Origin of the sequence: Streptomyces sp. NPDC088246 (genome assembly GCF_044741025.1) — a bacterium.
GTDB lineage: Bacteria > Actinomycetota > Actinomycetes > Streptomycetales > Streptomycetaceae > Streptomyces.
In genome coordinates this window covers 1-22,088 of the sequence record NZ_JBIURV010000083.1, presented here as the reverse complement: position 1 = coordinate 22,088, position 22,088 = coordinate 1, and the positions used below count along the sequence as shown (strand labels likewise).

The window sequence follows — 22,088 nt, the reverse complement described above, 5'->3', positions numbered from 1 at the left end:
AGAACCCGCGCCCCTTCGCCTGGACGAAGAGCGCCGACGAGATCCTCGAGCGCCTCGCCTCATATCTTGATCGAATTCCCGGCGCAGGACACTAGCGGACGGCATCGCCCGTCAGCTCACGCAACTGGCCGACCATCTCTCCCAACTGCCCGCCGATCAGGTTCCCCAACTCCTGGGTCGCGTCCTCGACCCGGACGACGGTGTCCTCGGCCGGTTCACCGGCCTCCTGGTCGCCGGATCCGTCTTCGCGAAGGACTGCGCAGAACGCGGCGCTCTGCCCGCCGAGCTATGGCTCGCCCTGGGCCGGGCCGCAAACGAACTGAATGACATCTGCCTCGACCTCGACGAGCACACCGACTCCCTCACCACCCTCGGCACATCCTCAGTGGCGAAACCAGCCGTCGCGTCTCCCCTGGTCGTAAGGCGGCACCGGTGAAGAAGAAGCAGCCCGGCTGGGGCCTGGTCGAACAGCCCGAGCAGCACTACCTGGTCGAGCCGCGGCACTTGGCAGGCTGCGGAGACCTGCGGCACGTCACCGAGTACTTGCGCGCCTCCGGGTGGAAGGACAAGTCCAAGACCGGCGGGCCGCTCGTCTTCGACAGCCCGGACAAGAGCATCCGGATCGGATACGACCCGTTCACCCAGCCCGGCGGCTGGACGATCTCCGGCAAACAGACTGCGTCACAGGACGCCTGGCACGCCCTGCTCGGGCGGCAGGTGCCCGTGGAAATCGTGGCCGGAGTCACCGACGCACTGCACCGGTCCCGCTCCGCTCACGCCCCCAACGTCTGGGCGCCCCTGACACAACAGGGATGGACAACAGAGCGGCGGCAGCACTTCACCGCAGTCAGCCCCGACCGGAACACATGGCTCCAGTTCCACCAGTCCGGGACGGGCGAGGCGTACTGGTGGGCCGGGGCCCGCACCGAGCACGGCCGCACCTGGGACGCGATCTTCACCCCAACGACCCCGATGCACCTCGTCCAGGAATTCTCGGCCGCTCTGGCCGACCCCACACCAGTAATGCGCCCGCTCGGACGCGTCCCCGCGTCCAGCCGGATCCGCACCACCTCCGTCTCCGTGCTCCCCTCCGAGCTCAGCGCCTGGCAGCAGGCCCGGATCACCGCCGCCCGTGCCGCCACGTGGGCGGGCAACTCCTGGGCAGCCGGCCGGCCCCGTGCCACCGCCCGCCCGCACGCCGCCGCCAGCAGTGCTCGGGCCCGGCGCTGACCCGCTCCACCCGCAAGGCCCGTTGTTCGCGCACCGCATCACCGCTCTCCGCCAAGGACTTCATGCCCCAACACACCCCTGACGCCCCCGTGCCCGACCAGGTCCGCCAGGCCACCCGAACCCTGGCCGAACTCGCCACCTACCTGCGCACCTACCCCCCGGTTGACCAGGCTGTGCCGCTGCTCGCCCCGCTCCTCCACGAGGACAGCGGTGCTCCCATCCTGCTCGGCGACATCCTGCGCAGCGCCGCCCGCCTCGTTTCCCAGCAGGCCGCCAGGCCCATGGTCGACGAGACCCGGCAGATCATCGACGGCCTGCGCGAGGCCGCCCAGGAGATCACGGACTGGCATGTCCTGCACTGGGCCGTCCAGCGTCTGAGCGCTATGCCGGACGAGTTCGTAATCCCGGCGCCCGAAGACCAGTGATCCACCCCCACCTCCTTACCGGTGCGGACGACCCGCGCACCCGGATCTGGTTCGAGACCCGCCCCCGGCACCTCGCCGGGGGCGGCGATCCCCGCCGTATTACCCAGACCCTGCGCGCCGCGGGCTGGAAGAACCGTTCCGATCCGGACTATCCCCACGTCGTTCTGGCCAGTCCCGACTACCGGCACTCGTTGATCCTGGAACCCGGGACTGCTTCATACAGCGCCTGGTGGCGCATCTGCGGGCAGGGCGAACAAAGCAGCTGGTACACCGAGTTCGGTGGCATTGTCCCCGTCGAGATCCTCGCTGCTCTCACCGACGCCCTGCTCCGGCCCGCGCCCGAGACCACGCCGGACGTCTGGCCGGCCCTCACCTCGGCGGGGTGGATCTACCAGCACGACGAGAACGGCAACGAGACCGCCTCGCACCCGGACGGCATCCTGAGCCTGCGCCGCTGGACCCTCGAACCGGCCGAGCGGTTCTACTGGACCGCCGAAGCCGCCCTTCCCACCGGAGGTGGCGGCAAGAACCGGCTGTGGAGCGCCTCTCTCGACGACCGCATGCCCCCGCATCTGCTCGCCGCTTTCGCCAACGCCCTGGCCAGCGACGAGCCCGTCCAGCGCGGCATGTACGACGTCCCGCACACCCACCTCGTCACGCAGGAGCAGCGCGGACCGCAAGGCGAGGAACTCGCCGCCGCCCATGAAACCCGCCTCAAGTCCGCCCGCGCCGCAGCCCGTAAGGCCCGGCGCCTTGAGGCACCGCAGACCCAGCCGGCAGTCGCACCGTCCACGCGCAGCACCTCGATCCGCCGCTGAACCGAACCGGCAACGCCCGCACCGCCACAACAGCCACCCGCCGCCCGACCGAAAGCCGCCCTTTGCCCTCCTCAGCGTCAACCGCACCCCCCGAACACCATCAGCTCCGGCTCGACCACCTCGCCGCCTTCCTGCGCGAGAGCACATGGATCCAGGACACCTGGAGCGTGTACTCCGACGAACAAACCGACATCGACGGCGTGCCGTACGACGAACACGACTACGCAATGCACCAGGACCGCCGGCACGCCGATACCTGGCGCGCCTTCGAGCAAGTCCGGTACGGCGGCGAGACGCTGCTGGCCACGGCCGAACACCAGTTGCAGCAGCTACCCGCTAACAAGATCCAGGCCCGGTGGGTGTGGGAGCTCGGCACACTCCACACGGCTCTGGAAGGGCTTCGGACCCTGCAGTCCGACTGGGTGGAATTCCGGGACTCCCTGCCGGCATCCGCCTGCCCCGGCACAGAGCAGTACGACGGCCCGCTCGCCGAACGGAATGCGGACGCCTGGAGCTACTTGGACGACTGGTCCACGCACGGCCAGAGCATCCTCGATATCCACGTCGCAGCCCGGCAGGCCCCGTCCCCGCTCACGACCACCGCACCCGTACAGGCTCCCGCACCGGCTGCCCGGACCGGAACGGTCCGGAGGTAGCCGTGCCCAAGACACCCGAGACCGTCGAGGTCGAGTTCATCTCCCCGCGGCACCTGGCCGGCGGCGGCGACCCCGCTTGGATCACCGTCCCCCTCCACCGCGCCTGCGGCTGGAGCCACGGCAACGACCCCCTGATGCCGCGCGTCATCCTCTCCAGCCCCGACCAGAAAGCCCTCCTGCGCCTGGAGCCCGACCCCGACGGCCAGTGGTGGACCCTCCACCACGCCCCCACGTCGGACCGCCCTGCCTGGTACGCAAGCTTCGGAGCTCGCACACCGGTCGAGATCACCGCCGCCTTCACCGACGCGCTCGCTGCCCCGGTCACGACGTCGACCGCATGGGCCGACCCGTACGAACCGCTGCAACAGACCGACTGGTCACCTGCCGCAGGGGCGGACGGCCTCGTTTCGCCCGACGGAACCGCCTACGTACAGCGCTTGGGGGCTGGCCCTTGGTTCGTCACCGCCACGCTCGGCCCAGACCGGATGGTGTGGCAGGCCAGGTTCGGCGAGCACACCCCGCCGTACCTGATCGCCGCGTTCACCGCCGCGCTCACCGATCCGAGCCCTGTGCCGCGCACGGACAGCCCGCGCAGCTTCCCGACCCGCAACCCGGACCTCGTCACCCGTTCCCACCGGGAGGTTCCCGCCGTGCAGGTCGCCTCCGCCCTGGAAGAACGCGTTCAGGCCCTCGCCGCCCGCCGCGCCGGCCGGACAACGAGCCCGAGCGCCCTGCGCCCGCCACCGCCCCGCAACGGCCGCAGCCGCTGACCCCTTTGTCCCCGCCTGGAAGCACGTAGCCCCCTCTTGCCCCCTTCCTCCAGCAACTCCGACGGGTACGACATCGCCTTCCGGATCCTCCTCGGAGTCCTCGCCGTCGTCGTCCCTCTCTCGAACCTCGCCTGGCTGTCCGGCAACATCACCGCCTACCTCACCGACCTTCCATGGGCGCCGTACCAGCCGACCGCGGCCCTGCTCCACCCCGACCAGCTCTGGCCCCACGCCGGAGAATCGTCCCTGCTCATCGGCGCCCGCGTCGTTCCCGTCACCGTCCTCCTGGTACTCGGCGCCGCGGCCGGCGTTCTGTGGTCCCGCAGGAAGAGCCGCGGCGGCCGGAAGAAGAAGATCACCGGCATGGCCAAGGCCCGGGACATCGAACCGCTGATGGCCAAGGCGATCACCGACAAGGCCCGCTCCCTGCGCCCGAGTCTGAAGAACGCCAAGCACATCGAGGCCCACGACACCGGCATCCTGCTCGGCAACCTGCAGGGCACCCGGCACGAGGTGCGCATGGGATACGAGGACGTGGCCGTCGCCATCATGGCGCCCCGCTCGGGCAAGACCACCAGTCTCGCGATCCCCTCCATCCTTCACGCGCCCGGCCCGGTCCTGCTGACCTCGAACAAGGCCGCAGGCGATGCCTTCACCGCCGCCTACGACGCCCGCGGCCGTGTGGGACGGGTGTGGTCGATGGACCCGCAGCAGATCGCGCACGCCGCACGCGAGATGTGGTGGAACCCGCTCGCCGACGCCAAGTCCCTCGACGGGGCAGGGCGTTTGGCCGGCCACTTCCTCGCCGCATCGGTAGATGCCTCCCAGCAGGGGGACTTCTGGTCCAAGGCCGGCAGCAACATCCTGTCCCAGCTGTTCCTCGCCGCCGCGCTCGACGAGCGGCCCATCACCGACGTGATGCAGTGGCTGGCCTTCCCCGCCGACCGCACCCCGCTGGACATCCTGCGTGACCACGGCTTCACCGCGGTCGCCGCCCAGCTCAAGGGCACCGTCGAAGGACCGCCGGAGACCCGTGACGGCATCTACGAGACGGCGAGGCAGTACGCGTCCGCGCTGCTCAACACCGAGATCGCCGCCTGGGTGACACCGCAGAAGGACGTCGCGGAGTTCCGGCCGACGCAGTTCGTCACCTCCACCGACACCCTGTTCCTCCTGAGCAAGGACGGGGGCGGAGGGGCGAGCGCGTTGATCGCCGCGTGTGCGGACTCCGTGATGCGGGCCGCGACCGCGCAGGCCGAACGCGCCGGCGGACGCCTCGACCCGCCGATGCTCGCGATCCTCGACGAGGCCGCCAACGTCTGCAAGATCAGCGACCTGCCGGACCTGTACTCCCACCTCGGCAGCCGCGGCATCATCCCGATCACCATCCTGCAGTCCTACCGCCAGGGCCAGAAGGTCTGGGGGGACGCGGGCATGGACGCGATGTGGTCCGCATCTACAGTGAAGGTCATCGGCTCAGGCATCGACGACCCTGATTTCGCGGACAAGCTATCCCGGCTGATCGGCGACCACGACGTCGAGACCACCTCCACCTCGCACTCCGAGTCCGGCAAGTCGACTTCCGTATCGATGCGCCAGGAGCGGATCCTGCCCGCCGACGCGATCCGCGCCCTGCCCAAGGGGAGCGCGCTCTGCTTCGCCACCGGCATGAAGGTCGCGATGCTCGACCTGCGCCCCTGGTACCTGGAGCCCGGCGCGGCGGACCTGTCTGCGGCATCCAGCCGCGCGTCGAAGGCGATCACCGCCCGCGCCGTCTCGAAGCACACGCCAGCGCAGTCCGACTACGGGACGGCGGCATGAGCAAGTCCCGCCTCCACCGCCGCCGCACAGATCTTCCCGGTCGGCACCAGGTGGCGCGTCCTGGCCCACCGTTCCAGTAGCGGCACGGGACCAGACCGCTTCGAGCCGCACCCACTGACCGTCAGAGATCCGGCTGTACCTCGCCGTTTATCGCCTGCGGCCCCGGCTCGCCTCCGGACCGGCCCGACCTCGGGGTCGACCCGGCGCCCCACCCACTGCCCCACACCGGAGACCCGCCATCGCCTCCCGACAGATGCACGTCGGCCACCCGGACCGACTCAGTCCCGACGCCCCGCAGATCAGCATCAACCTGACCGAGCACGCCCGTCTGCTCGGCGAGGTGGCCCCCACACTCACCGCGCTGCGCGCGGAGGTGGGCTGGATACGTCAGGGCGAGATCGCCAAACCGGTCCGCGAGATCGCGCCTGTCAGCGTGCGCATACAGGAACTCGCGCTGCAGTGCACACAACAGCTCCACGACCTTTCAGTCAGCCGCTACGCCACCATGACTGGCGGCGAGGAGAATCTGGCGCACCTCGTCGGCGCCTGCTCTCAGATCTCGCTCGCGGCCACGCTGTGCAATCTGGCGATCCACCACCGCACGGAGATTCCGCTGTACGAGGACTCCGATCCCACTCCCGCGGCCAGCCGTGACCAGCTCCGGCGGGCCGGTGACGAGATGCAGCGGGCGGCGACCACCTATCGCGCCGTGGCAGTCCGGCTCTCCCGCCGTCTGGCTTGGGCTGCCAGCTGGAGCCAGGACCAGCACACCATCGCCGGCGATTCCGCCGCGACGCTGCCAGCCGCGGCCACGACGGTCGCGCACACGCGGGCGCTGACGGATTCCGCGCCCGCGCCCTGCCACCTCCACGCCTATCGCTCCCTCTTGGAGGTCTCGTGTCTTTCATAGACGTACCGGACGTGTTCATCGGGTCCACCGATGACGACCACACGTTCGTCGTGCTCAACCGCCCCATCCGCGGCGCCAACGGCGTGCTGACCGCTGCCGGGTTCACCGCCCGCAAGTTGCACGGCCGGACGGTCTACCTCCTGCCGCCCGGCACGCCCGAGGATGCCAACGAGAAGGCCGGCATAGCGATGTACGGGCTCTTGGCTCACACCCACGACCTGGTCGACCTGTCCCGGACCACGCGGTGGAACCCACAGGAGCCTGCGCCCGACCCTGATCTCCGCTTCACCTTCACCGGTCCCGTTCTCACAGCGGCCGCTGCTACGGACGAAGCCCGCTCGCTTCTCGAACAGCACGGCTTCGCTCCCTCGGCCGGCGGCACCTCGTACGGGCTGGTCACACCGGTAGACGAGCCCAGTCTGCTGAGCACTGTCGTGCGCGCCGAAGCCCACGCTCATGCCGACGGCATCGACGTCCGCATCTATCTGGGCATCCCTACCCCCGACGCGATCCCCGCCCCGCCCGGCCCGGCTTCGTCCCCCGTACCTGGCAGCCCGGCCGCAGGGCCGACGCGGCGCCGCACCCACTGACCTACCCCGGAGGCCCACCATCGCCCTGCGCCAGATCGACCTGCCTCTGCAGATCGACCTTCTCCACAAGCTCGCCGCCGAATTCACCGCCCTGCACACCACTGTCACCGCGCTGGATGCCCGACCGGGGAGCGAGTTGCTGCAGCAGCTCGGTCCGCAGATCCTCTCCGTCCACGAACTGGTCGGCCGCACGCTGGTCCGGCTGTCTGTTCTTGACGGCAGTCAGTACACGGCTGTGCCCGGCAGCCGAGCCTCCCTGGAAACGCTGAGCGAGGTCGTCGCTTCGGCCTCCGTCGCCGCCTCGCAGCTGGCCAGGGCCGTGGCCGACAACCCACTCGAAGCCGCCGCCTTCGCCGGGACGCCCGACGACGCAGCCACACGTCGGGCCCGGCTCGCCGATTCCGCACCCGTCCTGGTCAAGAGCCTGACTACCGCCGTCCACCACCTCGGCCTGTGCGCGGCCTGCTGCCACCACACCGCCTCCGGCATTGCCCGCGATCTGAAAGATCACCCGGAACACCGCCCCCAGCTGCCCGAGTTGTCCGACGCCCAGTACGCGGCCCTCGACGAGATCGCCCAGGGGGGCGCAAGCCACTACACCGGCCGCAGCGACAAGACGAGCATCCTGGACGGCGACGGCAACACCATCCACGCGAAGCCTTTCAGCGTGCTGCTGAAGCACCGCCTGATCCGCATCAACACCCGTACCTCCGCGATCGTCCCCCGCGATGTCGAGATCACCGCCCGCGGCAAGCTGGTACTGGATATCCAGAAGCCCGGCCGGGCCCAGCCGGCGTCACCGGGCAGCGTGCCGGCACCCGTCAAGAGCAGCAACAGACGACGATGACCGGCCGGGTCTCCGCTGATCCGCCTGTTCAACCGGTCTCACACACAAGACCCGCCACATGAAGAAGAACGGCGCCCCATGCATGACATAGACCTCTCCTCCCAGATCGGCCGGCTACGGCATCTCGCCGCCAGCTTCGAGGCGCTCCAGTCCCAGGTCCGCGACCTCGCCCTCGCGCCGGGCACTACCGCCCTGCGCAGCCTCTCCCCGGTGTTCCAGACGGCCCAGGGCCTGGCCGCCAGGCTGACGACCCAGGTCTCCGAACTCGCCGACAGCCCGTACACGACCGTGGCCGGGAGTATGGAGTCTCTGGACGCCCTCTGCTCAGCCATCGGCTCGGCGTCCCTGGCCAGCTGCGACCTCGCCCATGCCCTGGCCCGCAATCCTCTGGACGGCACGGGCTTCGGCGGCCCCACCGACCACGAGGCCCAGTTCCGCGAAGCACGGCATGCCAAAGCCGCGCCGGTCATGAACGAGCACCTCCAGGACGCCGTACAGCAGCTGGACTTGTGCGCGACGATCTGCCACTACGTAGCCACCGGAATGTCCAAAGACGTCGCCCCCGCCCCCGCATCGACCGCACGGCGCGCTGCCTCGCGGGATCTGAGCGACACCCAGTACCAGGCGCTCAGTGCCCTGGCGAAGGGGGGAGCAAGGATGGAGACGAAAGGCAGGGGATCTGCCCGCGTCGCTGTCCCCGACGGCAGCCGCGTCACCATCGCCACCTTCCAGTCCCTGGACAAACGGGGCCTGGTCCATCTCGACACCTCCGTGCCGCTGTTCCGCGGACGCGACATCACGGTCACAGCGGACGGGCTCCGCATTCTCGCGCACCACCGGAGCGCCGCTCCTGCGGCTGCCGTTCCAGCACCGGCTGCTCCTGCGGCAATACCCGCCCGGGGATCGCGCCGATGACCCGGTTCCGGCCCGACGACCGCGTGCTGGTCTCCCCGCGGTATCTCGCAGGAGCCGGAATCGACCGGCTCCCTGATGCCATCAGCCCCCTGACCGAGCTGTTCAACTGGACATCCGAGCGACTCGTGACGGGTCGTGTACTCCTCAACAGCCCCTGCCACGAGGTGTTCCTCGATTTCACTCCCGACCGCCAGGACGGCCTGTGGTGGACGATTGCTCACCACGAGCCGTACTGGCAAGCGGAGTTCAGCTGGCAGACGCCCATCGAGGCCGTCGCCGCCGTTACCCAGGCTCTGCCACAAGTGCTCGGCGACCACCGTCGTGCCGACCGCATCCCACTCACCACCGAGGACGTCGCGCACATCGCCAAAACGAGCGGCTGGGACCTGACGAAGACAGCCTCGGGTGTGACATGGACGTCCCCCGACGGGCACTGCGCCGTGGAGCACACCGCGGACCCGGAGCGCCCGTGGCGGATCGTCCACTCGGTCTACGACGGGTTCGACACCCACTGGAGCGCAACCTTCACCCGCGACACCCCCCAGCAGCTCGTCGCCCAGTTCCTCGCGCATGTGTCCGACGAGACACCTGTGGAACGCCGGTTCGCAGACGTACCAGCCCTCGCATTCGGCTCCGCCGTGATCACGCCCACGCACACCAGCGGCCTCGGCCCACACACCGCGCACGCTATGGCGCAGGTCGCCCGGGCTCTCGCCACAGACAGCCGCGCCTCAGCCTCCCGAAGCATCCGCTGATCTGCGCGCCCTCTGATGAGGCTGACTGATCAACCGGCGCGCGCGGATATATCCCGTCACTCGGGTCCGTCACAGCCCCACATCGTTGCCGCTGCCCGGCAGGGACCGCACACCTCTTGCCCAGCACCCCGCTCTACACACGTCACGAAAGACCCATTCCATGACGACCGCACTGTCCGACCACGACCAGCTCTTCGACCTGCCCTCCCTCCCCGCGCAAATCCTGGACCTTGCCGATGACTTCATCGTTAACGGTGACCTCCTGGAAGCACTCTCTGCCACTGACCACCTGCCGGTATCGGCTCTGCGGCAGCAGATCCCTGCCGCTCAAACGCTTGTCGCACAGACGCTGGCCGTCCGGGAGTGTGTCGAGCGCACGCTCCGCAGCACTCCGGCCGCAGTCGATGCCTCCGTGCGCCTGCGACAGACGGCCTACCTCGCGGCAGGCGCCGCCGATCAGCTGTTCCGCGCCCTGGCCCTCGCCGACGTCGGCCAGGACGGTGCCGAGAGCCGAGTCGGGATGGCCAAGGACCTGACTGCTCACGGCGCGGAGACCTGCGTCGCACTCGCCGAGAACATCGCTGTCGAGACGCTCCGTCGGCAGGTGGCGCAAACAGGCAAAGACGCTCCCCAGCTCACTTCCGCAGATCTTCCCGCCATGCGCGCCGTGGCCCGGGGCAAAGCCCACGTCACGCTGATGCTCGGCAGGCAGTACATCACCAACGACGACGGCCCCCGGCTGGGCATCAACACCATCCGGGACCTGGAGGCAAGAGCGCTCATCCGGCGCGAGGGCGCCCCACAAGGGCAAGAGGGCCAGCAAGAGGGCAAGCCCCAGCGTCTTCGCCTCACAGCGGCCGGAGTCCGTGCGCTCGCCGGCTCATTCGGCCAGGCCCCGACCGCCGGACCAGGCCATCAGAGCAGCCCCTTTCCCGTGCGAACCTCGGCGCCCGTGAAGCGTTCGCGCTGACTCCGCCTCCCGGAGCAGCAGCGGGAATGCGCATTGCGGCGTACCCGCCCGGGCGGCCCGAGATTGCCTTGGCCCTTGTCCTCCGGATCCTCCCCCGCCGTGACAGACAACTCCTCAACCCTCATGGAAAGCCCCATTGCCTCTCCCGCACACCAGCACCTCGCCCAGCGCACAACTGCACCCCTGCTCGGTTTCGTTGGGCATCTTCCTGCCCGCCGGTCTGACCGCGCCGCTCGCCGAGCGGCGCACCATCGACGCGCTCGCCGAGAGTGGGACCGGCCTCTTCGAGGTCGGCGTCCCGCACCGCGCACCCGTGCTTGACGGTCCGACCATCACCTCCGCCTACCACGAGGCACTGGACCGCGGCACCCGTGTGCGCGACGTGCTGGACACGGTCTCCCGCGCCGCCTCACGCGCCCCGGTCGTGGTGATGGTGTACTGGGAGTCCGTCGCCCGGTACGGGCCGGGCCGGTTCGCCCGTGACATGAAGTCGGCCGGGGCCGCCGGGATCATGGTCGTCGACCTGCCCGACGCCCTGGCCGGGACCTGGGCGGCCACGCTCACCGAGACCGGCTTGTCCTCGCCACGCCTCGTGCCCCCGCACACCGCAGACGACACCCTCGACGAGGTGTGTGCGTCGGCGTCCGGGTGGCTCTACGCCCCAGCCGCCCACGAGCCCACCGGCTACCAGGGTCCTCTCGACCTTGCGGGCCTGGACCGTTCGGTCCGAAGGCTGCGGAAGGCATCAACGCTTCCGGTCGTCTCGGGCATCGGTATCTCCACCCCGGCGCTCGCCCGGGCCGTCGCGCCGCTTGTCGACGGTGTCATGGTCGGCTCTCCCATCGTGGGCGCCCTCACATCGGCCGGCCGTGAAGCAGCAGCCGCTCTCGTCGCCGACTTCGCCACCGCCGTCAGTGCACCCGCCAAGGACGCAACCCATGAGTGACGACAGCGAGACCACGATCGCCGTCGAACTTGCCGCACTCGGCAAGGACGCCGCCGCCCTTTGCACAACACTCCGGAGTGAACCAGCAACGAGCTGGTCCCACCAGGCTCTGGACATCATGACTGCCCAGGACCTCGCCAAGAGGGCCCTGTTCTTGTTCCTGCACTTCTCCGAGCAGCCGGCGTGCACCCGGCCGGAGGGACGCCAGGCTCTGGCCCACCTGGGCCGTGTCGCGGAGTCGGTCCAGGTCGTCTCCGGTGAACTGACGGCTGCTCTTGCCCGCAAGGCGGAGAACGCGCGCGTTGCCGCACTGCGCTCCGCCAAGCCCGTCTTCGTCGGGCCGTCACACGCGCAACGCGTCGCTGTCGCCGCGGACTTGCTGGCCAAGGTGCCTGCGCAGTGTGCGGAAGGAGCGAAGTGGGTGTCCGCCGCCGAGCACCTCCAGGCCGCCCGGGACCGCGCCGCTTCCACCACCCCGCCAGCGCCCGCCGCCGCTTCCACGGCCCCGCCGCGGCGCCGCTGATTCCGCAGCACCCACACCCCTTCCCCCGTATTTCCCGGAGTCCTTCCTCTTGCCCCAGCCCCGTCACCGCATTCTGTCGCTCGGCGCCGGAATCCAGTCCAGCACGCTTCTCGCCCTCTCCGCAAAGGGTGTTCTCCCCAGAGTCGATTACGCGATTTTCGCCGACACCGGCTGGGAACCCGCCGCCGTCTACCGCCACCTTGACCGACTCGAAAGGGAAATGGCCGAGCCTGCCGGAATTCCGATTCTCCGCGTCTCCTCCGGGAACATCCGCGAGGACGCTCTCGACCCGGAGCGCCGATTCGCTTCGATGCCTCTCTACATTCTGAACAAGGACGGGAAGCCGGGAATGACCCGGCGCCAATGCACAGGCGAATATAAAATAAAGCCGATCAAACGACAGGTCCGGGAAATTCTCGGATACCCCTATCCGACCCGAATACCCAAGGGTGTTTTTGTCGAGCAGTGGGTCGGCATCTCCACCGATGAATTTCATCGCGCCAAGGATGCTGATGTCCAGTACATGCGCAACCGGCATCCCTTGATCGCCGACTTGAACTGGTCGCGCACGGACTGCATCAGCTACCTGACGTCCCTGGGACTGGCCGACACCCCGAAATCGAGCTGCCTTGGGTGCCCCTTCCACGGCAACGCGCAGTGGCGAAACATCAGGGACAATTCACCGGCCGAGTGGGCGGATGTGGTGGAATTCGACGCGGCCATCCGAAACGGAAACTCCCGAGCAAATGCCAGCGGGAACCGGCTGCTGGGCGAGGCGTATCTCCACCGTTCCCGCGTACCGCTCAGCGAAGCTCCTATCGATCACGTCACCGCCGCCGAATGGGCGGCGCTTCAGCCGGATTCCGTTACTGCACGGCCCGATGCCGAGCAGCTGGAGCTGGGTGTCGTCGACGGGTGTTCGCCGTGGGCGTGCCGCGGTTCCGAAGCAGATCCTTCGCAGGACGATTTCGGGTTGGCCGTATGAGGGGACTCGTTCTTGATCTGTTCGCGGGTCCGGGCGGTTGGAGCCATGCTCTGGCCGTTCTGGGTGTCCGGGATGTGGGTCTGGAATGGGATGAATGGGCCTGCAAGACCCGTGCCGCAGCGCGGCTGCAGACCATACGTACCGATGTCGCCCTCTACCCGGTTCTTCCGTTCGTTGGCCGGACCTGGGGTGTGCTGGCGAGCCCGCCTTGCCAGGCATGGTCGATGGCCGGCAAGCGCCTCGGGCTGCTGGACCAGCCACTCGTGCACACGGCCGTCGCCGACCTCGCCGAGGGCCGTGACACTCGCGAGAGGCTCCTCGCTTCCTGCCGGGACGCGCGCAGTCTTCTGGCAGCCGAACCCATGCGCTACCTCCCCGCCCTGCACGCGGTCGGCGAGCCTGAGTGGGTCGCCATGGAAGAGGTCCCCGACGTCCTGCCGCTGTGGAGGCAATACGCGGCGATCCTCCGAAGCTGGGGATTCTCGGTCTGGACCGGGATCTTGAACGCTGCCGACTACGGCGTGCCGCAGACACGCAAGCGGGCCATTCTGCTCGCTTCCCGCACCCGTACCGCCGAGCCCCCGCCGCCCACACACGCCCGGTATCCCGAGCCGGAGAGCCTGTTCGGGCCGGGCCGCGCGCAGTGGGTGTCGATGGCCCAGGCGCTCGGCTGGGGCGCCACCGACCAGCCCGTACCGACCGTGTGCGCGGGGGGAGGTCCCGGTGGCGGACCCGAGCCCTTCCCGTCCGGTTCCCGGAAGACACTGACCGACGCCCGTGACCGCGGTACTTGGACACCACGGCCGGACGGTACCGTCCGGCCATCCCACCGGGCGGCCCGGCGCAGCACCCACGAGAACTGCACGGCGACCGCTCCCGCGCCGACGTGTACCTGCGAGGCGCACCGCTGGTCCTGGTCCCTGCGGAGCAACAACCAGTCCCACGCCACCGTCCGGCCGCTTTCCGAGCCGGCGGGGACGCTGTTCTTTGGGCACCGCGCGAATGAGTGCACCTGGATTGCCGAACCCCCCGCCGCCCGGCAGGCGGAAGCGATATCAGCGCTCGTCCCGGATCCGATCCGGATCAGCGCCCGTGAGGCCGCCCTGCTGCAGACGTTCCCGGAGACCTACCCCTGGGCAGGCAACAAAGGCCAGCAGTTCTCGCAGATCGGCAACGCCGTCCCTCCGCTGCTCGCGGGCCACCTGCTCGCCCCGCACCTGGGCGTTCCCCTCAATCCCGACGACTTCACCCTGGCCGCCTGATGCCACGCACCCCCGACCCCGATGCGGACGGCCTCGATACCGTCCCGCCGCCGCATCCGGTGTTCCACATCGAACAGGCCCTCCTCGGCGCACTTCTGCTCGAACCGCGGCACCTCGACGACGTGACCGGGGTCGCCCCCGCCTCGTTCTCAGCCGCCGTGCACGCTGCACTGTTCGCCGCGATCCGCTCACTGCCGGCCCCGGACCCGGTCGAGCACGCCACGACGACGAAGTGGCTCGACCAGGTGCTCGCCGCCGCCCGCGACCAGGCGCGCGGGCTGTCCGCCCTCTACCTGCAGACCCTGATCCAGGTCTGCCCGTCGGCCCGGCACGCGCCTGCGTACGCCCGGATAGTCGAGGCAGAGCACTCCCGTCGCCGTCTCGCTGCCGCCGCCCAGCGCCTCATGCGTACCGCTCGGGACACCTCGCTCCCGCAGCGCGTGGCCGCCATCCTCGCCGAGGCAGAGGACCTCACCGCCGTGGTGGACGACATCGCCGCCCGGTTCCCGCCGCACCCCGGCTCCCTGCCCCGCACCCCGGCACCGTCGCCGTCGCCGTCGCCAGTCACCCGCCATGACGAAGAGGAACTCGACGAGGAGAGGCTGCTGCTCGCGACCTCGACCGCGCACGCGAGCAAGGTCAATCAGATGCGATGGCTGACCCCTGGCGACTTCACGCTCTCTCTGCACGCCGGACTGTGGCAGTGCCTGACCGCTCTGACCCGCCGCGGCACCCCCGTCGACCCCATGACGGTCCTGTGGGAAGCACGGCACCGCGGCCTTCTCAATACCGGTGCCAAGCCGAAGGAACTGCTCGAACTCCTCTCCGGAACCGCCGGATCTCCGGAGCACTGGGGCGAGCGCGTCCTTCAGCGCTCCGTCCTCATGACCGCCCACCACACCGGCCAGCGCATCGAGGCATACACCGACGACCCGGCCACCACGCCGTACCAACTCGTCACCGGCAGCCGCCGCGCGCTCGCCGACCTCTCCGCCGTACGGGCGCGCTGGCAGCACGCCACCTCACCCACACCGACGAACAACCCCACACGCACCAGGGCCACGGCCGCACCCCGGGCCGGTCCGCCACGGACCACGGCTCCACCCACCGCTCGTAATTCCCGTTGACCCGAACCCGTCGGCGGCCGGATTTCCGCAGTCCGGCCGCCGGCAGAAGAGAGCACGCCTTGGTGACCACCCCGTCCATCGACGCGCACGTGCGGCTCGACAGCCACCCCGCCCACTCCAGTGCCGTGACCGCCGCCCTGACCGGTACCCAGGCCCACGTCGCGCACATGGCGCTGGAGGCTGACGGCTGGATCGCGGTTGCCGAGAACATCCTCGTGCTCGCTCGCATCGACCATGAGGAGCCGTACTGGGCGGAGAAGGCCGCCCAAGCTTTGAACGCCGAGGGGATCACCACCGAGATCGCCCCCAGTCTGCGGGAGGCGATCGATGAGGAATGGACCTGGGCCAACTACCCGATGCCCTGGTGCACTCGCAGCGAGATCCGCGAGGTCTCCGACCAGGCCCAGAAAATCTACGACGACATCCAGTACGGCCACCTACTCATCCACGCCCACGCCCAGGACGGCCATACCACCGTCGCAGTCGGCACCTACCTCAGCGGCGGCAAGAGCGTCTATCTCCACGGCGAGAACCACCTGCGGCAGGTCGCCGACAGCTTCGACTCTCCGGCCCAGGCTCTGGTCGCCTTCGAGAAGGCCCACGGCGACACCATGCGGCCCGGCCCGGCACCCATGACGGACACAGAACGCGCCGCTGCCAAAGCCCGAACCTCCCTCGACACACCGGCACCGGCAGTCGAGCCCGAGGCACCCCTCCCCGCACTGGAGACCGTCCCTGCCTACGCCGCCGACGCCGGCAACCACGACGCCCTCCTCGACACATTCCTCGACGCACACGGCGACTGGCAAAAGTGGCGAACCTGGTCCGACGAGACCACCCACGCCATCCACGAAGACCAGACCCTGCGCATCGAACGCGTCCACGACGCCCCCACCCACGAGACCGCCTGGACCATAGCGGCATACGAAACACCAGTCTCCGATCGCATGTGGGTCCTCACCGCGACCGGCAGCACCCCCGCTCCCGTCCTGCAGGACCTGCTACATCACCTCGCCTACAACGACGGCTGGGACACAGCCCTCGGCTCCCCAGTAGACGAAAAGACCGTCACCGCCGCCACGCAGCCCCTCTCCGATGCCGGGTGGAAGCACACCGTGGACGGACGCTGGATCCGCTGGACGTCCCCCGCCGGAGACGCGGGAGTCCAATTCGACGCCTTCGCCGCGCAGCATCCCATCCAGAACCTCGACACCTGGACCGTCTGGGCAGGCCCGAGCCTCAACCGCGCCACCTGGACCCTCACCGCATCTCCGTACACCCCCAGCTCGCTGCTGGCCGACCTGTCGGAAACCCTCACCCACGGAACCGGCACCCGACAGCCCGCTGTTCGAGCACGCATGGCGAGCCTTCCCACCACACCGCTGGCCACAGCGACGGCCAAGACAAACACCGCCGTCAGCCGCCCACGCTGATCACCAGGGGACACAGTGGCGGCCCGGGTCGGTGGTGTCCACAGCGATACCGCGTCAGCACAACTCTTCGCAATGGCAGCCCGCTGCAGCTCGGTTGGGCTGGGCCGAGATCGAGGGGCTCCAGGTGAGCCTCACCGGGGCGGAGTCCAAGATCCGGCAGATCGACGACTCCTCGCCCGTACCTGGGCCCGTGCACCTGGGACTCCCCACCTCGCGGAAGTCGTAAGTGAGTGTCTGGAAAGGTGCTCAGGACGCAAGGGCTGATATCGACGTGGACGTGCTTTGGCGCGGGGATCCGCCTTCGTCGGCTCCCCGCGCCGAAGTGGGGACGGACTCGGCCGATGAGGTAGCCCGATGCTGCGACTACGCCTCTGGGACAGCAATGGTTGGGGGGACGAATACGCAGAACTCGTTGCCTTCCGGGTCGGCAACGACAACCCAGCGAAAGCCGTGTTCGCTCTGTTCTCGAGAGATCCTCTGGGCGCCGAGTTGTTGGAGGCGCTCGACCTCGGTGTCCAGGTCCTCGGTGTCGAAGTCGAGGTCAAGGTGCATCCGGTTCTTGACCTGCTTTGATTCCGGGACCTGCTGTAGGAGAAGGGTGGGTGCGGGAGCGGGACCGACCAAGCTCAGGTAGGGCGGTCCGTCGAAGCCGCGCCGGTATTCCAGCGGGGCGAGCGCAGCGAGCCAGAATCCCGCCTGCGCTTCGATGTCAATACAGTCCAGTGTCACGACGATCTGCATGACGGAACGGTAGGAGACTGGGACAGCCTTGGCGATCCGATTTTTGGCAGCACCAGCTCTCGCTCCCTGATCCGCGTCGCGTCTGGGTGCTGTCGCGGCGATCAGTCCTTCTTCGACCAGTTCATGCGGGGGCCTGGGCAAGGAACCACACCAGCACCTCTCTGACAACGCATTCGGCAGGAATCACCGGTAGTTCAGAGAAGCCGGTTAGCCAAACCGGCGATCCCGCGCATCATTGATAGTCCACCGCCACCAACTGCCCGTACATCGAAAGGCACCACCCGGACGACCCCAGACCAAGCGCGAAACGCGCTCACGGCCAAGGCGCCGTCGAGTGATCACGCCGCCGCGTAGCTCGCGCGGAACAGATCCTGCGCACGCTCGACATCCCTCGACGTGCGGAGCTGAACCTCCACGTTGCCCGTCCCGTGGTGGCCGAGCCCGGTCATGTCCCGGGTAAACCCGGGAACGAGGTCCACGTCCGCCGGTTTGACTTTCAGGTAGACCAGGAGCTTGCTCCGCTGCGGCGGACAGACGCAGGCGAAGTTCCGCAGCCGCTGATACGCCCGGTACTGCTTGCGCTCAACGCGGTTCACGCCGTCCCCGAGACCGAGCAGCGCCTCGTCGACCGCGTTCGCCAGCTCGACCATCGACGCGCCCTGGACGTCGGCTGCCGCTTGCGCGACTGCCTGCTGACGCGTCCGCCGCACTACCTGCGCCCCACCGCTGACGGACGCCACGGTCTCAAGTCCGAGCATGTCGCTGCCGAAAAGGCGGTAGCGGACCAGATCGATCGACCTCCGGTGCTCACGCACTGCGTGCACGTCGTAGCGCGTGAAGTCGCCGGCGATACAGATAAGACGCGGCCCGCTCCACAACACCTGGGACGCGGCCGTAGTCCCGAGCCGGTCACGGACCAGGTGCTCGAACTCCGCCTGGTGATCCATCAGCCACGAGAGGTAGAACAAGCCCTGGCTGACGACTCCCGCGTCGACGCCGCGCTTGTACTCCACGACGGTGGGTGCCCCGTTCTCGTCAACCCCCAACGAGTCGATACGCCCGCCGTGGACAGGGCCGGTGCTGTACTCGCTCGCCAGGAAACGGACGCCCAGCAGCGTCTCCATGTGCGCCTCGACGAGATGCTGCACATCCGCCTCGACCTCAGCAAGACGCGGCGCGACCTCGGTCACGCCGCTATTCGTCATCTGGAACAGCTTCAGGCCCGACACCTTCCCCTCCTCGGCTCGGAGATCAACAACGCCGAACCGGAACCGGATTATTTCCGCGTGAAGGTGGCATGGAAGACTACGTTTGGGTCGCTGATGAGCACCCGCGTCCCACAGTTCCCATGCGCCACCAAATCCCACATGCGTCCCGCAAAACGCATGACGCACTGTCATGTGTCGGGAAACCCACAGGTCAGAAGGTATCCATCTGGGATAGCGCAGGCGCCTTCTAAGCGCTCGGCCGCAGCTCCGAGTCCTACCAGGGCGCCCTGGCCACCCTCAGGAGGGCGACGTTTGGGCCGCTCAAGGCAAGCCTCTTGTGATGTAGCGGCGTCACCGCCCGGCCGCCGACGGTCTGCTTTTCCCATCCCCTAGGGATCCGGCCAATGGCTTCGGGTCAGGTCCGCTTGCGGCTCGCGATCTCGTCAGAGAGCTGCTGCACGTGGGCGGGGTCCGCGTCCCGGGCAAGGGCGACGTAGTGGTCCATGACGGCCGGCCGGTAGCGCACGGGCAACGTCTGTCCTGGGGCGAGTCGGGTGAGCTCGGTGATCGTGAGGCCTTCGTCTGCGATACCGCGGAACGAGATGCCGTCGGCGGTCTCCACGTCGAACATCAGGACCACGCGTGGATTGCCGTTGACCTCCCGCCAGTCGACGAGAACGCCGAGCGCAAGCGCCCCTGTACGCAGTTCCGCATTGCGCTTCCGTGCATCACTGCTCAGGAGCGGGTTCGGGGCGACGCCCGGGAAGTCGGGCCCGACGCCGAGCGATTCCCGACTCAGGTCGGGCCTGAGCTGCGCCATCAGATCGTTGAGCTTCAGCTTCTTCTTCGAACCGAACATCCTGGCCCCTCCCTCACACCGGTGCCGGAATCTCGGCCTGGCGCTTCACTGCGATTGTACGTCGCGGCCATTCCCGACCTCCGTCGCATCGCCCCGTCCCGATGGGGTCGCCGTCTGCGGTCGCGGACGGGCTCGGTCGGTGCACCTGTCTGTCGGACGAGCCACGTCCGCACGCCGACAGGAGGACCAAGTCGTGATCGATATTGACCCCAACAGTAGCGGGCTTCCGGGGATCGCGCAGTTGCGCGACATCGTGGGCGCGGTGATGACCGTCGGCCTGTTCCTGAGCGTGCTCGCGCTAATCATCTCGGCGATCGTCTGGGGTTTCGGAGCCAACAGCAGCAACCCTCATCTCGCGTCCCGTGGCAAGACCGGGGTGCTGGTCTCGTGCGGTGCCGCGATCCTGTGCGGAGCGGCGGTCACGCTGATCAACTTCTTCTGGACCGTCGGCCAGGCCGTGAACTAAGGCTTGTCTGATAATTGATCTTGTGGCAGGTCGAGGTGAGTTGACGGACGCGGCGTGGGAGCGAATAGATCCGCTGTTGCCGCAGGTGGACGGGCGTGGCCGTCCGTGGCGTGATCACCGGCAGGTGGTCAACGGTGTGTTGTGGCGGCTGCGGACCGGGGCCCCGTGGCGCGACCTGCCCGAGCGGTACGGGCCGTGGCAGACCGTCTACGAGCGTTTCGCCCGCTGGGAGGCGGACGGCACGTGGGCAAGGTTGCTGGAACAGGTGCAGGTCCGTGACGACGCGGTGGGCCGGGTGGAGTGGACCGTCTCGGTCGACTCCACGGTCAACCGTGCCCACCAGCACGCTGCCGGCGCCCGCAAAAAGGGGATGCGGACGCGGACGAACTGGACGATCCGGGCCGCTTGCAGACGCGCCAGGCCCTCGGCCGGTCCCGAGGCGGGCTGACAACCAAGGTCCACCTCGCCGTCGACGGCCGGGGCCTGCCCTTGTCCATCGTGCTCACGCCCGGCAACGTCAACGATGCCACCGCGTTCGGCGAGGTCCTCGACGGGATCCGTATCCCGCGCGTCGTCACGGGGCACCCGCGCACGACGCCGGAGCGCGTGCTGGGCGACAAGGCCTATTCGAGCCGGGCGATCCGCCACCTGCTGCGGCGCCGCGGAGTCGCTGCCACGATCCCCGAACGCCGTGACCAGGCGGCCAATCGCCAACGCCGAGGGCGCCTCGGCGGCCGCCCGCCCGCCTTCGACAAGGAGATTTACCGCGACCGCAACGTGGTCGAACGTTGTTTCGCCCGCCTCAAGCAGTTCCGCGCGATCTCGACCAGATTCGACAAGCTCGCCGATCGCTACCGCGCCGGAATCGTCCTGGCCTCCCTGATCCTCTGGCTCCGCGAACCAGCCAGGTGATCATTTGTCAGACACGCCCTAACAGCGGGCATGCGCAAGGATTTCCGTGAACGGGCTCTCAGCAGGGTGCTTGGCCAGGCCGAGCAGACGGGTCTGGGTGATGTCTGCGTAACTACCCGGCCGGGCCGGGATCGCATCACGCTAGCGTGAACACCATGGACCCTCACGAACTTGCCGAGCGCCGCCGCGAATTGGAGACGTACTGGGAGGGCGAGGGCGGCTTTCGGGAGCGGCTTCTGATCGAGATGGTGCCACTGCCTACCGTGTCGGAGCAGGCTGTGATCGACAAGCGCCTCATCGTCGGCACGGAGGACCCGGAGCTACGGAAGGTCGCCGAGCAGTTTGCCAGCTACTTCAAGCGCGAGCTGCGCTTCGACTTCGTCCCGTTCACCGCGGACGACTTCGCCGACGGCGACGAGGTGCTGCTCATCAACTCCCGGAAGGTGATAATGCTGTCGCCCGTCGCCTGCGGAGCCGTCGGCTTCGATCGCCGGGAGAACTGCCTGCGGTGGGTCTGGGTACACCCCTTCGAGCGGGGCACCGGACTCATGGGCCACGTGTGGGACATCCTGGAGCGCCGGTACGGCAACGAGTTCTGGATCGAGACCCCGGTCTCCCCGCCGATGCAGAAGTTCCTTCAGAGCAGGGAGGTCGATATGTCCCGCTGGGGCGGACCGAGCCCTGGGCATTAGCCGCCGCCAGTGCGGCCTCCGGCCATACCCCCGAGCCAGACGTCCCAGGGCTCCCTCGAGCACGTCCCCAATTGGCCCGCAGAGTCGGCCCAGAAGTGGCACCATCCCCAGCATGACGGCACACCCACTCTTAGAGGGCGTTCGATAGGGGAACCCCCTATCTGTCCGATCTGCGCTGCGGCGAGACGGACTTGTTTCCATGATCTCGTAGCGCGACACCTGGGTCA

General features: G+C 68.6%; 25 protein-coding genes. 22 read left to right on the top strand and 3 right to left on the bottom strand.

All coding sequences use genetic code 11. From position 1 onward, the window contains the following. The first annotated feature begins 103 nt into the window (after positions 1-103). The 19 genes from ACIPEK_RS43615 (at position 104) to ACIPEK_RS43525 (ending at position 16,983) form a co-directional block, all read left to right on the top strand. Entirely contained in the window at positions 104-436 is a 333-nt protein-coding gene (locus ACIPEK_RS43615) for a hypothetical protein (protein WP_402008096.1), read from the top strand. Beyond that, the gene (locus ACIPEK_RS43610) at positions 433-1,230 is read left to right on the top strand and encodes a DUF317 domain-containing protein (protein ID WP_402008094.1); all 798 of its coding nucleotides are present in this window, start codon (positions 433-435) and stop codon (positions 1,228-1,230) included. Before ACIPEK_RS43615 ends, ACIPEK_RS43610 begins: the two co-directional genes overlap by 4 nt. Positions 1,231-1,292: 62 nt before the next feature. Further along, positions 1,293-1,655, top strand: a complete 363-nt coding sequence (locus tag ACIPEK_RS43605; protein WP_402008092.1) for a hypothetical protein — start codon at positions 1,293-1,295, stop codon at positions 1,653-1,655. Beyond that, positions 1,652-2,473, top strand: coding sequence for a DUF317 domain-containing protein (locus tag ACIPEK_RS43600; RefSeq protein ID WP_402008090.1), 822 nt, complete (start codon positions 1,652-1,654; stop codon positions 2,471-2,473). The genes ACIPEK_RS43605 and ACIPEK_RS43600 overlap by 4 nt, the downstream gene beginning before the upstream one ends. 62 nt (positions 2,474-2,535) lie before the next feature. Beyond that, the gene (locus tag ACIPEK_RS43595) at positions 2,536-3,129 is read left to right on the top strand and encodes a hypothetical protein (protein ID WP_402008088.1); all 594 of its coding nucleotides are present in this window, start codon (positions 2,536-2,538) and stop codon (positions 3,127-3,129) included. A gap of 2 nt (positions 3,130-3,131) precedes the next feature. Further along, positions 3,132-3,899 carry a DUF317 domain-containing protein gene (locus ACIPEK_RS43590; protein WP_402008086.1) on the top strand — a complete coding sequence of 256 codons (768 nt, stop codon included), beginning with the start codon at positions 3,132-3,134 and terminating at the stop codon, positions 3,897-3,899. 36 nt (positions 3,900-3,935) lie between these two features. Further along, entirely contained in the window at positions 3,936-5,720 is a 1,785-nt protein-coding gene (locus tag ACIPEK_RS43585) for a type IV secretory system conjugative DNA transfer family protein (protein WP_402008084.1), read from the top strand. Between the two features lie 253 nt (positions 5,721-5,973). Further along, positions 5,974-6,630, top strand: a complete 657-nt coding sequence (locus tag ACIPEK_RS43580; protein WP_402008082.1) for a hypothetical protein — start codon at positions 5,974-5,976, stop codon at positions 6,628-6,630. Continuing rightward, on the top strand, positions 6,618-7,220 hold the full coding sequence (locus tag ACIPEK_RS43575; RefSeq protein WP_402008080.1) for a hypothetical protein: 603 nt from the start codon (positions 6,618-6,620) through the stop codon (positions 7,218-7,220). Before ACIPEK_RS43580 ends, ACIPEK_RS43575 begins: the two co-directional genes overlap by 13 nt. Before the next feature lie 136 nt (positions 7,221-7,356). Next, entirely contained in the window at positions 7,357-8,067 is a 711-nt protein-coding gene (locus tag ACIPEK_RS43570; RefSeq protein ID WP_402008078.1) for a hypothetical protein, read from the top strand. Between the two features lie 78 nt (positions 8,068-8,145). After that, positions 8,146-8,982, top strand: a complete 837-nt coding sequence (locus ACIPEK_RS43565; protein ID WP_402008076.1) for a hypothetical protein — start codon at positions 8,146-8,148, stop codon at positions 8,980-8,982. Further along, the gene (locus ACIPEK_RS43560; RefSeq protein WP_402008074.1) at positions 8,979-9,737 is read left to right on the top strand and encodes a DUF317 domain-containing protein; all 759 of its coding nucleotides are present in this window, start codon (positions 8,979-8,981) and stop codon (positions 9,735-9,737) included. The genes ACIPEK_RS43565 and ACIPEK_RS43560 overlap by 4 nt, the downstream gene beginning before the upstream one ends. A gap of 160 nt (positions 9,738-9,897) precedes the next feature. Then, positions 9,898-10,707 carry a hypothetical protein gene (locus ACIPEK_RS43555; RefSeq protein ID WP_402008072.1) on the top strand — a complete coding sequence of 270 codons (810 nt, stop codon included), beginning with the start codon at positions 9,898-9,900 and terminating at the stop codon, positions 10,705-10,707. A gap of 136 nt (positions 10,708-10,843) precedes the next feature. Then, on the top strand, positions 10,844-11,653 hold the full coding sequence (gene trpA, locus ACIPEK_RS43550; protein ID WP_402008070.1) for a tryptophan synthase subunit alpha: 810 nt from the start codon (positions 10,844-10,846) through the stop codon (positions 11,651-11,653). Next, on the top strand, positions 11,646-12,176 hold the full coding sequence (locus ACIPEK_RS43545) for a hypothetical protein (protein ID WP_402008068.1): 531 nt from the start codon (positions 11,646-11,648) through the stop codon (positions 12,174-12,176). Before trpA ends, ACIPEK_RS43545 begins: the two co-directional genes overlap by 8 nt. A 49-nt stretch (positions 12,177-12,225) precedes the next feature. After that, entirely contained in the window at positions 12,226-13,161 is a 936-nt protein-coding gene (locus tag ACIPEK_RS43540; RefSeq protein ID WP_402008066.1) for a hypothetical protein, read from the top strand. Continuing rightward, the gene (locus ACIPEK_RS43535; RefSeq protein ID WP_402008064.1) at positions 13,158-14,423 is read left to right on the top strand and encodes a DNA cytosine methyltransferase; all 1,266 of its coding nucleotides are present in this window, start codon (positions 13,158-13,160) and stop codon (positions 14,421-14,423) included. Before ACIPEK_RS43540 ends, ACIPEK_RS43535 begins: the two co-directional genes overlap by 4 nt. After that, positions 14,423-15,550, top strand: a complete 1,128-nt coding sequence (locus ACIPEK_RS43530) for a DnaB-like helicase N-terminal domain-containing protein (protein ID WP_402008062.1) — start codon at positions 14,423-14,425, stop codon at positions 15,548-15,550. Before ACIPEK_RS43535 ends, ACIPEK_RS43530 begins: the two co-directional genes overlap by 1 nt. Before the next feature lie 59 nt (positions 15,551-15,609). Further along, entirely contained in the window at positions 15,610-16,983 is a 1,374-nt protein-coding gene (locus tag ACIPEK_RS43525; protein ID WP_402008060.1) for a DUF317 domain-containing protein, read from the top strand. A 363-nt stretch (positions 16,984-17,346) separates the two neighbouring features. Here ACIPEK_RS43525 and ACIPEK_RS43520 read toward each other — a convergent pair whose 3' ends face one another. From ACIPEK_RS43520 to ACIPEK_RS43510, 3 genes are all read right to left on the bottom strand, one after another. Then, complete coding sequence (locus ACIPEK_RS43520; protein WP_402008058.1) at positions 17,347-17,724, bottom strand: VOC family protein; 378 nt, start codon at positions 17,722-17,724, stop codon at positions 17,347-17,349. 338 nt (positions 17,725-18,062) lie between these two features. Beyond that, positions 18,063-18,953, bottom strand: a complete 891-nt coding sequence (locus tag ACIPEK_RS43515) for a DUF5655 domain-containing protein (RefSeq protein ID WP_402008056.1) — start codon at positions 18,951-18,953, stop codon at positions 18,063-18,065. 394 nt (positions 18,954-19,347) lie between these two features. Continuing rightward, positions 19,348-19,791 carry a hypothetical protein gene (locus tag ACIPEK_RS43510; protein WP_402008054.1) on the bottom strand — a complete coding sequence of 148 codons (444 nt, stop codon included), beginning with the start codon at positions 19,789-19,791 and terminating at the stop codon, positions 19,348-19,350. 193 nt (positions 19,792-19,984) lie between these two features. Between ACIPEK_RS43510 and ACIPEK_RS43505 the strand changes: the two genes are divergently transcribed. The 3 genes from ACIPEK_RS43505 to ACIPEK_RS43495 all read left to right on the top strand — a co-directional run bounded on the left by ACIPEK_RS43505 (position 19,985) and on the right by ACIPEK_RS43495 (position 21,861). Then, entirely contained in the window at positions 19,985-20,257 is a 273-nt protein-coding gene (locus ACIPEK_RS43505) for a DUF6112 family protein (protein WP_266726881.1), read from the top strand. 22 nt (positions 20,258-20,279) lie between these two features. Further along, a protein-coding gene (locus ACIPEK_RS43500) for an IS5 family transposase (RefSeq protein WP_402008052.1) occupies positions 20,280-21,169 on the top strand; the annotation gives its coding sequence in 2 pieces (ribosomal slippage) (positions 20,280-20,628 and positions 20,628-21,169; 891 coding nt in all). 155 nt (positions 21,170-21,324) lie between these two features. Beyond that, a complete protein-coding gene (locus ACIPEK_RS43495; protein WP_402008050.1) occupies positions 21,325-21,861 on the top strand; it encodes a hypothetical protein in 537 nt (178 codons plus the stop codon). Positions 21,862-22,088 lie beyond the last annotated feature (227 nt).